General features: G+C 60.8%; 13 protein-coding genes and 1 riboswitch. Of the genes, 5 read left to right on the plus strand and 8 right to left on the minus strand.

Annotation, left to right across the window (positions count from 1 at the left end; all coding sequences use genetic code 11):
* Window positions 1–158: 158 nt before the first annotated feature.
* The gene (locus tag FZE95_RS11740; protein WP_150301057.1) at window positions 159–809 is read right to left on the minus strand and encodes a TetR/AcrR family transcriptional regulator; all 651 of its coding nucleotides are present in this window, start codon (window positions 807–809) and stop codon (window positions 159–161) included.
* Between the two features lie 79 nt (window positions 810–888).
* On the opposite strand from FZE95_RS11740, the gene FZE95_RS11745 reads away from it, so the two are divergent.
* Window positions 889–2,010, plus strand: coding sequence for a DUF2855 family protein (locus tag FZE95_RS11745; RefSeq protein WP_150301058.1), 1,122 nt, complete (start codon window positions 889–891; stop codon window positions 2,008–2,010).
* A gap of 119 nt (window positions 2,011–2,129) precedes the next feature.
* The gene (locus FZE95_RS11750) at window positions 2,130–2,567 is read left to right on the plus strand and encodes a VOC family protein (protein ID WP_150301059.1); all 438 of its coding nucleotides are present in this window, start codon (window positions 2,130–2,132) and stop codon (window positions 2,565–2,567) included.
* 80 nt (window positions 2,568–2,647) lie between these two features.
* Here FZE95_RS11750 and atzF read toward each other — a convergent pair whose 3' ends face one another.
* The 6 genes from atzF to FZE95_RS11780 all read right to left on the minus strand — a co-directional run bounded on the left by atzF (window position 2,648) and on the right by FZE95_RS11780 (window position 11,164).
* The gene (gene atzF, locus FZE95_RS11755) at window positions 2,648–4,456 is read right to left on the minus strand and encodes an allophanate hydrolase (RefSeq protein WP_150301060.1); all 1,809 of its coding nucleotides are present in this window, start codon (window positions 4,454–4,456) and stop codon (window positions 2,648–2,650) included.
* Window positions 4,447–8,073: an urea carboxylase gene (gene uca / locus FZE95_RS11760; protein ID WP_150301061.1), complete on the minus strand. Its 3,627-nt coding sequence runs from the start codon at window positions 8,071–8,073 to the stop codon at window positions 4,447–4,449. Before uca ends, atzF begins: the two co-directional genes overlap by 10 nt.
* A 78-nt stretch (window positions 8,074–8,151) precedes the next feature.
* A complete protein-coding gene (locus tag FZE95_RS11765; protein ID WP_150301062.1) occupies window positions 8,152–8,784 on the minus strand; it encodes an urea amidolyase associated protein UAAP2 in 633 nt (210 codons plus the stop codon).
* 10 nt (window positions 8,785–8,794) lie between these two features.
* The gene (locus tag FZE95_RS11770) at window positions 8,795–9,523 is read right to left on the minus strand and encodes an urea amidolyase associated protein UAAP1 (RefSeq protein WP_150301063.1); all 729 of its coding nucleotides are present in this window, start codon (window positions 9,521–9,523) and stop codon (window positions 8,795–8,797) included.
* Between the two features lie 10 nt (window positions 9,524–9,533).
* Window positions 9,534–10,352, minus strand: a complete 819-nt coding sequence (locus tag FZE95_RS11775; RefSeq protein WP_150301064.1) for an ABC transporter ATP-binding protein — start codon at window positions 10,350–10,352, stop codon at window positions 9,534–9,536.
* Entirely contained in the window at window positions 10,349–11,164 is an 816-nt protein-coding gene (locus FZE95_RS11780) for an ABC transporter permease (protein ID WP_150301065.1), read from the minus strand. Before FZE95_RS11780 ends, FZE95_RS11775 begins: the two co-directional genes overlap by 4 nt.
* A gap of 156 nt (window positions 11,165–11,320) precedes the next feature.
* Window positions 11,321–11,419: riboswitch (guanidine-I (ykkC/yxkD leader) on the minus strand.
* 459 nt (window positions 11,420–11,878) lie between these two features.
* Between FZE95_RS11780 and FZE95_RS11785 the strand changes: the two genes are divergently transcribed.
* Genes FZE95_RS11785 through FZE95_RS11795 form a run of 3 tightly spaced genes read left to right on the plus strand, consistent with a single transcriptional unit; the run spans window position 11,879 to window position 14,997 of the window.
* Complete coding sequence (locus FZE95_RS11785) at window positions 11,879–12,937, plus strand: isopenicillin N synthase family dioxygenase (protein WP_150301066.1); 1,059 nt, start codon at window positions 11,879–11,881, stop codon at window positions 12,935–12,937.
* Window positions 12,934–13,881: a hypothetical protein gene (locus FZE95_RS11790; RefSeq protein WP_150301067.1), complete on the plus strand. Its 948-nt coding sequence runs from the start codon at window positions 12,934–12,936 to the stop codon at window positions 13,879–13,881. Before FZE95_RS11785 ends, FZE95_RS11790 begins: the two co-directional genes overlap by 4 nt.
* Window positions 13,882–13,923: 42 nt before the next feature.
* Window positions 13,924–14,997, plus strand: a complete 1,074-nt coding sequence (locus tag FZE95_RS11795) for a putative urea ABC transporter substrate-binding protein (RefSeq protein ID WP_150301068.1) — start codon at window positions 13,924–13,926, stop codon at window positions 14,995–14,997.
* A gap of 70 nt (window positions 14,998–15,067) precedes the next feature.
* Here FZE95_RS11795 and FZE95_RS11800 read toward each other — a convergent pair whose 3' ends face one another.
* Window positions 15,068–15,988 (minus strand): hypothetical protein, encoded by a 921-nt coding sequence (locus FZE95_RS11800; RefSeq protein ID WP_150301069.1) that lies wholly within the window; start codon window positions 15,986–15,988, stop codon window positions 15,068–15,070.
* Window positions 15,989–16,001: the final 13 nt, after the last annotated feature.

The raw sequence follows: 16,001 nt of genomic DNA on the forward strand, positions 1-16,001 counted from the left end.
GCCCCTCCACCCTGACAGGTCCATTTTGGTTTTGGACCTGTGGGAAAACCATACAAGGCGCGACCTGCGGCGATAGCGGTACAACAGCAAAATAAGAAGCCTGGCCCTTGCGCATCATTCCAGCAGCGCACCAGCAAATAAAGCGTAAGCGGAGGTCACTATCTTTGCTGTTCGCTCTCGCTGCATCCCAAAACCACCCCCCGACACATGCGCTCCATCTCCCTCGCCCAACTCTGAATCTCATCCTCCCCAAGCTGCAGCAGGATGCTATAGCGCCGCCCGCCCCATACGGCCAGATGCAGTGCCTCGATTGTTTCGGCGCTGACCGGGCGGGGGAGGTCGTCGCAGGCTTCGAAAACGCGCAGCCACATCTGCTTGAGCTCGACATGCGCGCGTTGTTGATGTTTGTGCTCCGCCACTGTTGGTTCCAGCTCGATCAGCTTGGGATGAAACCAAGGCAGGCCCGAGCGCTCGAGGCCGCACACCAGCTGCAACAAGCGGTGGAGGCGTTCCTCCCAGCTCAGGTCTGTGGGCTCAACCGCCGATTGCTCGACTTGTTGGATAAGCGCCTCGATACAGTGGCGGATATATCCGGAGTGCAAGGCCATCTTGCTGGGGAAATAGTCGTACAGCGTGCCCACGGCAATCCCGCATTCCAGAGCAATGGCGCGGGTGTTGATGCGCTCCCAGCCGTCGCGCTGCCAAATCCGAACATAGGTGTCAAAAATCGCCTGAACGGTGACCTTGGCGCGGGCCTGGGAAGGGCGCTTGAGCGGCTTGGTGCGGGGTTCCGGTGGACGGGTACGCATCAGTGATAACCGAACCCGGGGGCAGAGTCGATGGGATACAGTCGTTGCATCTTGGCCTCACTGACAGGAAGGAAGGTATATGACTACTGTAACCCAGCTGCAAACCGATAAATCGGCACTGGAACGCACTCGCATCGTGACGTCTGAACTACCGGCGCTCAAAGCCGGCGAAGCGCTGCTGAAAATAACCGATCTGGCGATCACCGCCAATAACATCACCTATGCCGCGTTTGGGGATATGCCCCATTTGCGCTACTGGAGTTTCTTTCCGACCGAAGCTGAGGGTTGGGGGCACATGCCCGCGTGGGGCTTCGCTGAAGTGGTCGAATCCACGGTTGAAGGTCTGGAGACTGGCGAGCGCTTTTACGGCTATTGGCCCATCGCGACGCATCTGGTCATGCAGCCGGTTCGCATCAGCGAGCGCGGATTCTATGACGGCACACCGCATCGTCTGGAGCTGACCTCCGCCTATAACCATTACCAGCGCACCACCACCGATGCCGCCTACCGTCCAGAGTACGAACCCTATCAGGCGCTGCTGCGTCCCTTGTTTATTACCTCTTTCATGCTCGCTGACTTCCTCGACGACAACAGCTTCTTCGGTGCGAAACAGATTCTGTTTTCCAGCGCCTCAAGCAAGACCGCCTACGGCACAGCCTTCTGCCTGGAGAACCGTGACGACGTGAAACTGCTGGGCTGGACATCCAATGGCAACCGCGACTTTGTCGACTCCCTTGGCTGCTACGAAAAAGCCGTGACCTATGACGAGCTGGAGTCGCTGGATCCGCAAGTGCCGACACTCTACGTGGATTTCGCCGGCGATAATGCGCTGCGTGCCCGCGTACATCATCATTTTGGGGAGTCCCTGGTCTACAACTGCTACGCCGGCTCAGCCCAGTCGCAGGACCACCTCGACCAGGCGGACCAGAACCTGCCGGGACCGCAGCCGCAACCCTACTTTGCCCCCTATCAGATCAAGAAGCGCAACACGGATTGGGGCCCGAAGGAAGTCACGCGCCGTTTCAACGAAGCGCAACTGGCGTTTATCGGCCGCGTTAGCGATGCAAGCGCGCCGTGGATGAATATCGCTCAGCATGCCGGGTTCGAGTCAGCCCAGAAGCTGATCGAAGACCTGGTTCTGGGGCGAGTCAATCCGCGCGACGGCCACATCGTCGCGGTAGGTGAGAAAAAACAGGCCTAAGCATCAAGTCCTGTTCTTATTCGCCCAGGGAAGGGCGATGATTTGATGAGTTACCTGGCGAGGGGTTGGCGCGCGATCTAACCTGAGGAGTCGATAATCAAACCGTACAGGTGAACATTATGGAAACTCTGGAAATTTATCGCGGCCGGCTGATCGATCACATCCAGCTCGTGGTACGCGACCTGGCTGCGGCAGAGCGCTTCTATACGGCCTTGCTGGATGTGTTGGGCGTGCCGCTGGGTGGGCGAGGAGAAGGTTTTTTCTGGGCGGACGAGCTGGTTGTATCAAGCGCCGATTCGCCAGCGGCGCAGGGTGAGTTGACCGGCCGCCAGCATATCGCTTTTCAAGCGGCTGATTCGGAGCAGGTGGAACGCTGCTACCGTGCTGCGCTTGCCAACGGCGGTACCGATAACGGCGCACCGGGCGATCGCGAATATCATCCCGGCTACTACGCCGCCTTTGTGCTGGACCCCGATGGCAATAACATCGAGGTCGTGTATCACGGAGAAGCCAAGCGTAGCGCTCCTTCGGTGCATATCACCTTCGATGCGGACTGAAAGTGGTCCGGCGCAGCCCTGGCTGGCCGGAGCGCTCTCAGCCTTCGATTACCGTCTCGGGCAGTTCCTGTCTCGCGCGGTCATCGGTTTTTTTCGGCGAGATAAGCGCGCCAGCCACCGAAGCGGGTTATATCCTCGGCACCTGCCAGACCGTAAGGCTCGCAGATGAATCCCGTCTCCCACCGGCCATTCTCGAGCTGCACCTTGCCCAGTCCCAGGGGCGCGGGTATCCCAGTCAGAAAGGACCCCAGTTCACTGCTCGGCAACTCCCAGACTTCGACGTCGATGGCTGCGCCATCTTCTGCCACGCGTACCATACCGGGACGATAGGGCGGGCCGCCGGCCAGGGCGTAGAGCCGGTAATCAGGTGAGCTGCGGGTGGCTTCGACGAGCCGTCCGCCACGTTGTTGCAGTTGCCAGTTGAGCGGCAACCCTTCCAGATGGGCACCACAGACAACCAGCCGCGCGCGGTCATTGCGCGCTGGCTGCTGCGGTGGCAGAGCGTTGAGCCGGGTTCCGCCGATCAGTGACAACCCGTGCTGACGCTGCAAGCTGGCTGCCAGGCTGAGCAGGTACTGGTCGGTAAAGGCGCGTCCGAACAGCGTGACGCCCCAGGGCAAGCCATTGCCCATAAAGCCTGCCGGTACAGCGACGGCTGCGAAGTCGAGCATGTTCATGAAGTTGGTGTAGTAACCCAGGTCGGCGTTACGCTTGACCGGTTCGGCGTGCAGTTCATCCAGCGTCACCGGGCGCGGGAAGGCCGGGGTCAGCACACAATCGAGGTCGGCCATGATGGCATCACAGATGGCCTTGAGCTCCTGCAACCGGTACTGGGCACGAAACGCCTGCACTGCGGTGGTACCCGGCGCCTGTTCGAGCACGGCGCGAATCACCGGCAGCACCGCATCGGGTTGCTGCTCGATCAGCTCCCCGGCGACGCTATAACGCTCCGCGACCCAGGGCCCTTCATATAACAGCTTGGCTGCTTCCAGAAAGGGTGCGAAATCAATCTCGACCGCTTCGCCGCCCATGGCTTGCAGATCGCTGATGGTTTTATTGAACATCGCCGGGCTTTCGGCGCAGCCGAGAAACTCGAGCTGCCGGGGTACACCAAAACGGAAAGCGTTTACTGCGCCGAAGGCTGAACCGTCGTTCCACAGCGGGTTCTTGCGGCTGTACGGGTCACGCGGATCAATTTTGGCAGTGAGCGCCAGCAGCTGGCTGGCTTCCTGCGCGGTGGCCGCAAAGTACGTCACACAGTCCAGTGTGCGACAGGCCGGAACCACGCCGGCGGTGGACAGCAATCCCTTGCTGGGTTTGAGCCCGACCAGATTGTTCAGCGCGGCCGGCACCCGGCCGGAGCCAGCGGTGTCGGTACCCAGTGTAAAACTGGCCACGCCAAGGGCGACGGCCAGTGACGACCCGGCACTGGATCCGCCAGAAGGATAATCCGGATGCACGCTGTTGCGGCATTCACCATAGGGCGAACGTGTGCCGTTAAGTCCCGTAGCAAACTGATCCAGATTGGTCTTGCCCAGCGGAATCGCGCCAAGGGCGATCAGCTGCTCGACCAGCGTAGCACTGCGGTCCGGGGTGTAGGCGAAGGCGGGGCAGGCGGCAGTGGTTGGCACGCCTGCCAGGTCAATGTTGTCCTTGATGGCAAAGGGCACGCCGAACAGGGGCAGCTCGGCAGGCTGCTTGCCGTCCAGCGCATCCAGATAGGGCTCCAGTTCGGCCGGGCTGAGCAGATGGATGAACAGGTTGAAGTCCGGGTTCAGGGCTGCGGCCCGGTCGCGCAGGTTGCGTATCAGTTCGCGTGGGGTCAGCTGACCGTCGCGGTAGGCGAGGCGCAGGGTGTCCAGACGCAGATCAAAGGTATTTATTGGCATGTTTCACGGACCTCTTCCAGAACGATTACCCGCTGACCGGCTCGCACGGCTGAACCGGGCTGAACCCGGACTTCACGTACGATCCCGTCGTGGGGCGCGGTAAGCGGAATTTCCATTTTCATTGATTCAAGAATGACCAGCACGTCGCCTGCCTTGACGGTAGCGCCGGGCTCAACCTGCACCTGCCACAGGTTGCCGGCAATATGGCTTTCGACACTGTGCTGACCCTCTTCAAGCGGGGCGTTCTCTTCGGGTTCCGGTGCTGGTTCGATGCTCTGATAGTCGGCCTGCCCGGATGCAATCCAGCGCTCGCGTTCGGCGCTGAACGCGGAGCGCTGCTGGGTACGAAAATCCCCGATTTCGGATGCTTCACGGTCGAGAAAGGCCTGGTAGTCAGCCAAGGACAATTCGCTGTGTTCGATCTCGAGGTCGAAGCGGCCGAGCGGGAAGTCGCGGCGAATGCGCAGCAGCTCGTCAGCGGAAACCGGATAGAAACGAATCTGATCGAAGAAGCGCAGCAGCCAGGGCTTGCCATCAAAGGCCGCGACTTCGCGGTAGCGGTTCCACATTTGCAGAGTGCGGCCTACGAACTGATAGCCACCGGGACCTTCCATGCCGTACACGCACATGTAGGCGCCACCGATGCCCACCGAGTTTTCCGCCGTCCAGGTTCGCGCCGGGTTGTATTTGGTCGTCACCAGACGATGACGCGGGTCCAGGGGCGTCGCCACCGGCGCACCCAGATACACATCGCCCAGACCCATGACCAGGTAGCTGGCGTCAAATACTGTGCGGTGTACCGCATCAAGATCGGGCAGATCGTTGATCCGGCGAATGAATTCCAGGTTGCTCGGACACCAGGGCGCATCCTTGCGCACCGTGGTCATGTATTTCTCGATGGCCAGTTGACAGGCCGGGTCGTCCCAGGACAGCGGCAGATGCACGATCCGCGACGGCACCTTGAGGTTGTCAGTCGCACAGACCTGATCCCACAGGCCTGTGATGGTCTCCAGCAGCGACGCGAGGGGTAGCGTCTCCGGCTGATAATGCACCTGCAGGGAGCGGATGCCGGGGGTCAGATCGATCACGCCGTTGAGTTCTCTGGCTTCCAGCGCCTGCATCAGTGCGTGCCCGCGAAAACGCAGCACCAGGTCGAGTTCGGCGTCGCCAATTTCCATCAGCAGGTGGGTGTCGCCGGCCAGCCGCGCAACCAAGCGTTTGTCGTCCTGCCCCAGATCCAGAACGATCGGTGAGCACAGTTCAGGCACGGCGAGATCGGCGGCTTGCTGGGAAGGCTGTGGCTGCAGGCTGGCGCATTCCGCGTTCATTGTGCGGGCCAGGTTGCGGGCAGTATCAACCGACACCGGTACGAACCGGATCTTGTCGCCGGCCTTGAGCTGGCCAAGCTGCCACAGGTCTGCCTCGATGACCGTTACCGGGCAGACGAACCCGCCGAGACTGGGGCCATCCGGCCCCAGGATCACCGGCATGTCGCCGGTGAAATCCACGGCACCGATGGCGTAGGGGTTGTCATGAATATTGGAAGGATGCAGCCCGGCTTCGCCACCACTGTCGCGGACCCACTCGGGGTTGGGACCTATCAGTCGCACACCGGTCCGGCTGGAGTTGAAGTGCACCTCCCAGGCTGTCGCGAAGAAGGTATTGATGTAGTTATCGGTAAAGTATTCCGGCGCACCATGGGGTCCGTATATGACGCGGATCTCGCGCACTTCCGGGAGATCACCCAGCAGCTCGCCTGGCAGGCTTGCACCGACAGATGTGTTCTCAAGCGGGGCCAGGTGCAGTACGTCGCCGGCCCGCAGGGCGCGACCACCGTGGCCGCCGAACTGGCCGAGAGTAAAGGTGCTCTTGCTGCCCAGGTAGTTCGGCACTTGCAGCCCACCGCGCACGCACAGGTAACTGCGCGCGCCGGTGCCGGCGATGGTGCCCAGTGTCAGCACGCTGCCAGCCGTTACCAGCAGCGCGGTGGCCATGGGTTGCTCAATACCGTCCAGCTTGACCGGCAGAGGCGCACCGGTCACGGCGATCACCGCATCGGTATTGAAGCGCAGAGACGGGCCGCTCATGGTTATTTCCAGGCCGGCGGCATCTGCGTCATTGCCCAGCAACGTATTGCCCAGGCGCAGGGCGCGGCTGTCCTTCGGACCTGAGGGCGGGACGCCGACGGCCCAGTAACCCAGCCGGCCGGGATAGTCCTGCACGGTGGTCTGGGTGCCAGCGCTCAGCACTTCGAACGTGGTGGCCTGGTATTCCAGCTGTTCCAGGCAACGGGTCCAGGGCGAGCCGCTGGCAAAGGGCGTGTCGGCTAGAATCTGCCGTAAGTAGTCGCGGTTGGTCTCGACGCCATACAGCGTGGTGTCTCCCAGGGCAGTGTCGAGGCCGGCGCTGGCGGCGTCCCGGGATTCGGCCCAGCTGATTACCTTGGCAATCATCGGATCGAAATACGGCGGGATTTCGCATCCGGCTTCGACCCAGGTATCAATGCGCAGCTGTCTGCCATCGGCATTCGGGAAGTCGACTGCTGTGAGCAGCCCCGGGCTCGGTTGAAAGTCGCGACCCGGATCTTCGGCGTACAGCCGCGCCTGAATAGCATGACCCTTGGGCTGCAGCGACTGTGCCAGCGTGGACAGTGGCGCCAGGTCGCCAGCGGCCAGTTCCACCATCCAGCGCACCAGATCAACGCCCCATACCTGCTCGGTAACGCCGTGCTCGACCTGAAGGCGGGTGTTCACTTCGAGAAAATAAAACTGCTGGGCATCGCCGTCGTATACAAATTCCACAGTGCCGGCGCTGCGGTACTTCACCGCTTCGCCGAGCTGGATGGCGGCCTGGCACAAGGCTTCGGCCATGCCGGAGGGAAGATTGGGTGCGGGGGTTTCTTCCAGCACCTTCTGGTTGCGCCGCTGAACCGAGCAGTCGCGCACGCCCAGGGCAATCACCTCGCCCTGGCCGTCACCGAATACCTGCACCTCCAGGTGACGGGCGCGCTGGATGTATTTCTCGATGAATACGCCCGCGTCACTGAAGTTGTTCTGCCCGAGCCGCTTGACGGCTTCGAAGGCTTCACTGAGCTCTTGTTCGCTGTTACACACCCGCATGCCGATGCCGCCACCGCCAGCGGTGCTCTTGAGCATTACCGGATAGCCGATCTGAGCGCTGGCGGTCAGGGCAGCATCCAGGCTGTCGAGCAGCTCGGTGCCTTCGAGTAGCGGTACATTGTGCTGTTTGGCCAGCGCGCGGGCAGTGTGCTTCAGACCGAAGACGCGCAGTTGCTCCGGTGTCGGGCCGATGAAGGCGATACCGACCGCCTCGCAGGCTTCGGCAAAGGCCGCGTTTTCGGATAAAAACCCGTAGCCTGGGTGAATAGCCTGGACGCCGTTGGCCTGAGCGATGCCGAGTATCTTGTCCACGGCCAGGTAGGTGCCGGTCGCAGGGCCCTCGCCGAGACTGTATGACTCATCGGCTTGCTGAATATGCAGGCTGGCGGCATCGGCTTCGGAATAGACCGCGACACCTTTCACGTCGAGTTGGCTCAGGGTACGTAGAATGCGGCAGGCGATGGCCCCGCGATTGGCAATAAGCAGTGTGTCGAACATGGCAGTTCCCTCGAGAGGGTAGGCGGGCCGTCCCGCTTTTATCTTCTGCACCACGGTCGTCCGTGGTTGGTCGATCAGTCAGTCCCAGACCAGCACCTGTGCCGGCGTCGGGTTATAGGCATTGCAGGGGTTGTTCAGCTGCGGGCAGTTGGAGATCAGCACAATGATGTCCATGTGCGCCTGCAGCTCGACATATTTGCCCGCAGCGGAAATGCCATCTTCGAAGGTCAGGCCGCCTTCACTGGTCACCGGAACGTTCATGAAGAAGTTGATATTTGCGCCGATATCGCGCTTGTCCAGACGTCCATCAGTGAGGCAGGCGCGCAGGAAGTTATCCCGGCAGCTGTGCATGTAGCGCTTGTCCAGCGCGTAGCGCACGGTGTTGCTTTCCTGCGCGCAGGCGCCGCCCAGAGTGTCATGCCGGCCGCAGGTATCGGCGACAATGCTCAGCAGCGGGTTGCCCAGGTTGGAATAGAGCACCGTCCCGGTGGTCAGGTAGACGCGGTTCTGCCTGCGCAGGGTGCGCTGCGGATCGAAGCGTTCGCGCGGGTTGGCCGCGCTGAAGAACAGGGTATCGACAGCCTGGTTGCCCTCCAGGTCAAGCAGGCGCAGCGTCTGGCCTGCCTTTATTTCGAACAGGAAGGGCTCACCTGCGGGGATGGTGGCCTGGTAAACGGCGGCTTCGGGATGTCTTTCGCTTGCGGTAATCATCTCGGCTCCCCTAGACATAGAGTCGTTCAGTGTTATGGAAACCCCGGCTATTCTCCGGGCGCGAGGTCCGACAGAGCACGGTAATGCCGTCGCTCTCGATCTGATGCCAGCTGAGCTGTATTGGGCGCGGATCGTAGGCCGGGTTGGGGTCCATCGGATGCTGCAGGGCGGTCAGAATCACCAGGCTGTCCATGGGCGCATAGAGTTCGATGTAGTCGCCGGGTTTCGAGTTGCCCGGGGCAAATTCGAAGCAGCCATCGGCGTCCACATTGACCCGGCTGAACAGGTTGAGGGTCATCAGCAGGTCCTGCTGGTTGAGGTTCCACTTACCCATCTCCACCAACAAATTGTCATGACCGTTGCGGTAGAAACCGTTGCGCAGCTCCTGGTAGCGGCCCTGGCCGTACTTCTCCGCGGTCTCTGCTGCGTTGAGCACGCCGCCAAAGCTGTCATGCCAGCCGCAACTGTCGGCGGTAATCGCTGCCAGTACCCGGCCCATGTCCGAGTACAGGCAATGGCCGGCGGTGAGCCTGGCGGTGTGCTGGCCTTTCAAGGTATCGGGCAGGTTCAGCCGCTCGCTCTTTTCATGCGCGTTGAGCAGCATCAGGCTGACGTTTGCGTCGCCCTGGGGATCTGTGATGCGTAGCAATTGCCCACGTTTGAGCACGAAGGAGGTATGGCCGCCCCCGGGGACGGTTTCCTCGTACAAGGTGGGACGTAGAGTCAGTTCAGCGGTCATGTGAAGCTCCTTACGCAGCTGAATTCAGGCTATGGACGATATGTTCAGGTAACGACTCGACAGCGGTGCGGGCAGCCAGACGATTGCTGTTGAGCGGAATGTCGTAGGTGATGCGGGCGCCATAGGCGTGCGGGGCATCGGGGTCGATGCGCGGCTTGTCGAACACCATCAGCCGCGTGCCGAGCGTGAACCCTTCGGACAGATCATGGGTCACCATGAAAACGGTCAGGCGGGTCTCCTGCCACAGCTCAAGCAGCAGGCTGTGCATGTCCTTGCGAATGCCCGGATCCAGCGCGCCGAAGGGCTCGTCGAGTAACAGAATGCGCGGCTTCATGATCAGCGCCTGGGCGATCGCCAGGCGCTGCTGCATGCCGCCGGATAGCTGCGCCGGGTATTTGTCCAGCGCATGACCCAGGCCCACCTTGTTGAGAATCGCTGCCGCCTGGTCGCGAACATCGCGCTTCGCACGGCCAAACAGCCTGCCGAACAGCGGCGCTCTGGGGAGTTCCAGGCCCAGCGCGACGTTATCCAGCACGCTCAGGTGCGGTAGCACCGAGTAACGCTGAAAGACTACGCCGCGGCTGGCGTCGGGCTCGCCTTGGAGAGGCTGCCCGTCGAGCAGGATTTCGCCACGGCTGGGGATTTCCTGGCCCAGCAGCATGCGCAGGAAGGTCGACTTGCCGCAGCCGGAGGTGCCGACCAGGGTGCAGAACTCGCCTTCTGCAAAGGTCAGATTCAAGCGCTCCAGGACAACCTGATCGCCGTACTGCTGCCAGACGTTTTTCACCTGAATAAAGGGCGGCGGCGTAGCGGGGGTAGTGTCATTCATGACTTGGCTCCTTCGTACCAGGGGAATGCCAGGCGAATCAGGCCGCGCAGACCGAAGTCCATGGTCCAGGCGAGCAGGGTGATCCAGGCGACGTAAGGCAGGATGACGTCCATGGACATGTAGCGCCGTACCAGAAAGATGCGGTAGCCCAGGCCGTCGGTGGCGGCGATGGCTTCGGCGGCAATCAGGAACAACCAGGCCGACCCCAGCACCAGCCGCAGGCTGATCAGCAGGCGCGGCAACAGTTGCGGAAGAATGACCCGCAGGATCAACGTCCAGGTATTGGCGCCGAGGGTCTGTGCCTTGATCAGTAATTCCTGAGGGATCTCTCTGGCGCGCTGTTCCAGATCGCGGGCAATGATCGGCGTTATCCCGATCACGATAAGCATTACCTTGGACAGTTCCCCCAGCCCGAACACGATGAACAGGATAGGCAGCAGGGCCAGTGGTGGAACCATCGATAGCACCGCCAGCAGCGGGGAAAGCGTTGCACTGAACAGCGGGATGGCGCCGGCTGCGACACCCAGACACAGGCCAACCAGGGCGGCTATGCTCAGGCCGATCGCAATGCGTTGCAGGCTGGATGCAGTGTCCTGCCAGAACAGGTATTCGCCGGTACGCCGGTCCGGCTGCAGCGCCAAATTATCCATCGCTGTGGTCATCTGCGCCGGGCTTGGCAACAGTTTGTCGCTCGGGTTGATTTCCAGGCGCTGGGCTGAATAGGACAGGTACACCAGTACCAGCAGGGCGAAGGGCAGCAGGAGCAGGAGCAGCCTGCCGGGTTTACCGGGGCGGACGTTGATCAGGCGCATGGCGCTGGCCCCCGCTGTCCGCCAAGGGTACCAGGAGGTGGGTTGGCAATCGCGGTTCTGTTGCGGCGCGGGACCCATCGTAATTCGGGTGCTGATCGGCGCATGTTTGACCTCCAGTTTTAGGCATGACGCACGGAGCTGCGCTCTAAAACGCTATTCTCCCGGGCTTTTGTCCCGCCGTGTAACCTCACTGGAGGTCGCCAACTCTCGGACCAGTCACTCGTGTTGCGAGCCGGAACCCTAGTCAGCCATTTTTGATTCGCAGCTTCCTGCACCAGAGACATAGCAATCGCCATGCCAGCGCTCGAAAAAGAGGCGTGGCCTCCCGGTTGGCGTGTGCTGCGCAGCGTTGAAGGGGTCACTGGTCCGCTGGCCGTGCCCTGTTTTGGGATCAAATAGCGCACCGAGGGCGAGCATTGATGCGCCGTTTTGGTGCGTTGTTGCCGGCAGAATCAGCTATCGGATGCTTACAGATACTCCGGGATGGGGCACGCCGCGCGTTATCAGTCGATGGGCTGGGTCAATGGTATGAGTCTTGCTTTATCTCAGACATCACGGCGCTGCTTGGCCGTGTGGCTACATGCTGAGCTTCCCGGGACGACCCGGGGCGATCAGGCAGCAGGTCCAGGCTATTTGTACCAGACATGTTTGCTCCGTTCGCATTAGTCCTGGACGACCAGGTGACATCTCGATTATCCGAACAGGAGGTGACCCATGGCGTCTGAAGAGTCGCGCGCTCGTACCACCCATTCCGCTTTCACCAGCCTCCCGGTTGTAGACGTATCCGGACTGTTTTCGGCCGATCCGGCTGCGCGCATGGAAACAGCCACGCACCTTGGAAAGGGAGCGAAGGATGCAGGCTTTCTCTATATCACCGGGCACGGCGTGCCCCAGGCACTGATTGACAGGTTGGTGGCCCGCACACAGGAATACTTTGCACAGCCGATAGAAGAAAAGATGCGTCACTATATCGGTCACTCGAATAACCACAGCGGCTATGTGCCTGAGGGGGAGGAGCAGTTCTCTTCCGGCACCATCGACCACAAGGAAGCCTATGACCTCGGGTTTGATCTGGACCAACGCGAGCGTCGCCGACCGATGTTGGGACCGAACCAGTGGTCGGATATGCCCGGTTTCAAGGAGGACGTAAAAGCCTACTACGATGCGGTGCTTGCCCTGGGCAGTCAGCTGTTCAAAGGCTTTGCGCTGGCGCTGGGCCTGCCCGAGGACGGCTTCAGCCGCTATGTTACGACCCCACCAAGCCAGCTCCGGCTGATTCATTATCCGTTCAACCCCGACGCGGCAGACCGCCCCGGTATTGGTGCGCACACTGATTATGAGTGCTTCACCATCCTGCTGCCGACAGCTCCAGGCCTGGAGGTACTCAACGGCGCCGGAGAATGGATTGATGTACCGCTGGTTGAAGGGGCCTTTGTCATCAACATCGGCGACATGCTCGAAGTGCTCAGCAACGGGATGTATGTCGCCACCTCGCACCGGGTGCGCAAGGTTGCCGAGGAACGCTATTCGTTCCCGCTGTTTTGCGCCTGTGATTACGACACGCTGATTGCACCGGTGCCCGAGCTGTTAAGCGAGTCAGCACCGGCGCGTTACGAGCCCGTACGCTGTGGTGACCATCTGTTTGCGCAGACGGTGCAGACATTCGGCTACCTCAAGCGCCGCCTCGAAACCGGCGAACTATCGATGCCGGAGGGTGCCCGCGGCCTCGCTTCCTTTGGACATCAGGGACGCAAGCAGGGGGAAACGGCATGACGTTGCAGGAATTGCTGGAAAGGTATCCGCAGCGCGCAAGCAGCGGTGTACCAGACTGGATGCTCGGGTATTTCCGACGCCGCGCTATCAGTTTTGCCAATGGCCAGACTGACACCACCACCACGGTGTGCTGGATTCAGAGTCGCACTTTCACCATCGACCTGCGTTTGCCAATAGCGCAGGCGCAGCCGCCACACCGGGAATGGGTCGACTACCTGCCTGCAGAGCTTGAGGTGCTCGCCAACTACGAAGGCTGGGCAGCGGACTCCGAATGGACCGGCGAAACGCTGAGCTGGCATGGCGAATCCTCGCTGCAATTGCACAACCGCTGGCCGGAGCCGGCCCTATTGCAGCGCGTCGGTAACTGCATGATCGAGTTCGCACCCAGCGGGGCCTATGTCGAAGACTGGCGCTTGCAGCCGTCGCCTCCTGGGCCCCTGATCGGTTTGAGACTGATCGAGGAGCGGGATTTGGACACCGGCGTGCGTCGGCATCGCGGTGGCGGGCTTATCATCTGTGGCGACCATGCCGCGCTGGTGCTTGGGCGCGCTGATGATCTCATACCGCATAGCGCAAGCGGGTTATTGCGCGACGAGGTAGCCGAGGCCGCTGGCGATGCCGAGCGCCTGGCCCATCTGTTCAACTTCGAGACCTCCGTGGCATCGGGTTCGATAACCACGGGCTATCGCGTCGAACATTCGACCTGTCCGGCCCGAGTCGGGCAGATCCTGTGTCCTCTGGATGGATTCGAATATCTCCCCGACTCCCATCAGGTCGTTCAGCAACTGACCATCGAGGGCTCGCGCTGTGAACGGCGCTTCGCTGTCGACACTATTGAAGCAGCAATCAGTTTTAAACAGACCACCGGCTTCAGCGAAGACGCTGCCGCCTGGTATGACCACGAATCCCCAACCCTGACCCGCTATACCGAGCCGCATTACTGAGGCCGGGGCGGCATCCTTTTATTGATGCACGAGGTAATTACGATGTTGAAAACGTCAATCTGGAAATGGGCGGCCGTGCTGGCTACCAGTCTGTGCCTGGCAACCGGCGCGGTGGCCAACGAGAAGAAGCAGAGTTTCAAGGTCGCCTGGTCGATCTACGCAGGCTGGATGCCCTGGGCCTATGCAGCGGATTACGGCATTGTCGACAAGTGGGCAGACAAGTACGGCATCGAGATCGAGGTGGTGAAATTCAACGATTACATCGAGTCGATCAACCAGTACACCATGGGTGCCTTTGACGCCTGCGGCATGACCAATATGGACGCTCTGACCATACCGGCGGCTAGCGGGGTGGATACTACCGCGCTGATTCTTGGTGATTACTCCAACGGCAACGACGGCGTGCTGCTGAAGAACGGCTCCAGCATGGAGGACATTCGCGGTCAGCAGGTCAATCTGGTTGAGCTGTCCGTATCCCATTATCTGCTGGCGCGGGCCCTGGAAGAACATGGCATGTCCGAGCGCGACATCAAGGTCATGAACACTTCGGACGCAGACGCCGTCGCCTCTTTCATGACGCCGGACGTGACGGCTGCGGCGGTATGGAACCCGCAGTTGAGCCTGATCAAGCAGCAGTCATCCGATGCAGTCCAGGTATTTGATTCCACCCAGATTCCGGGTGAGATCATCGACATGATGGCGGTCAATACGGACGTGTTGAAGGCAAATCCGGAGCTGGGCAAGGCGCTGGTGGGGGCCTGGTTCGAGACGCTGGAGCTGATGTCCGGTGATAGTGATGAAGCGAAGGCCGCCCGTACCTATATGGCCGAGCAAGCGGGAACAGATCTGGCGGGTTTTGACGCTCAGCTGGCTGAAACCATGCTGTTCTACACGCCTGCCGATACCCATGCTTTTGCTACCGATCCAGCTCTGCGCGAGACCATGGACAAGGTGCGGTTGTTCTCCTTCGACAAGGGATTGCTGGGCAGTGGTGCGCCCAGTCCGGACGTGGTCGGGATGGAGTTTGCCGATGGTTCGGTACTTGGAAACAGCGGCAACGTGCAGTTGCGGTTTGATCCGACCTATGTACGGATGGCGATGGATGGGAAGTTGTAACGCGGCGCAATGATGTGATCCGACCCGGTGCATGCTCATCGGGCCGGATTCACTTGTTACAACGCGAGGTTCAGGCGGAAGCCTCGACCTCGTAGTTGGCGTACGATTGTTTCAACGTGGCGTGGTTGAGTAGCATCTGTGCCTTGAGCGTAGACCCTGTGGAGTCGTAGATGTGGGTACGTACCCAATACGATTCGGTTCGCTTGCTCTCGGATAGCGCGACTATCTCGCGGCGAATCAGGTAATCCTCACCTACGAAGAGGGGGCCGTCGATCATGCGAATTTCCTGATCGGCGAACAGGCCGACTACAGGCTGTTTGACGGGAAAGGCCGCCTGCTTGCTGGTGTATTCAGCGAGCACGCTGACCATCTCCAGTGGAATGATTGCGCGGCCCCAGGGCGTGGTTTGCGCATCCGAATACCAGGGCGAATTCTCGGTGATCCGTTCGAGTTTCTGATTGAGCGAAAACGGATACAGGTGGCCCATATGCTGGTCCGCATCCATCCGCACGTGCTCTTCCTCCGCGCCGCGCATGCCCAATTTCAGCTCAGACAGGATGACCAGCTTCTCCGGCGGGCGCAGTTTGGCCATACGCTCTTCCAGCAGGGTGGGGCCGTCGTCCGAACCCAGGCTGGCGCTCGCTTCCAGAACCGGTGTGCCATCGGCCTTTTCTGCCCAGCAACGTACCCGATTCGAGCCTGCGGTGGGCCGTTCGACGAATGCGCGCACCTGCTCACCCTCGACCACCATGTTCTGGAAATGCGAAGAGAAACAGCCGCGCTCGAACCAGGCTTGTCCGAATATCTCGACCAAGAGCGGAACGAACTGACTGAAGTGCGTCGGGCCTTCGATCGGCCCCGCTCGGAAGCCAAGCTTTTCCGCCATGCTGTCGTCGTGGATCGAGGTATGGCCGCTGTATTCCTGATCGGCCAGCATCTGGCGGGGCTCGCGCAAGGGGCCACAAAGGTAGAGTGGGGAGTCAAAACTCATGGAAATCTCCGTT

The organism is Pseudomonas profundi, from assembly GCF_008638305.1.
GTDB classification, from domain to species: domain Bacteria; phylum Pseudomonadota; class Gammaproteobacteria; order Pseudomonadales; family Pseudomonadaceae; genus Halopseudomonas; species Halopseudomonas profundi.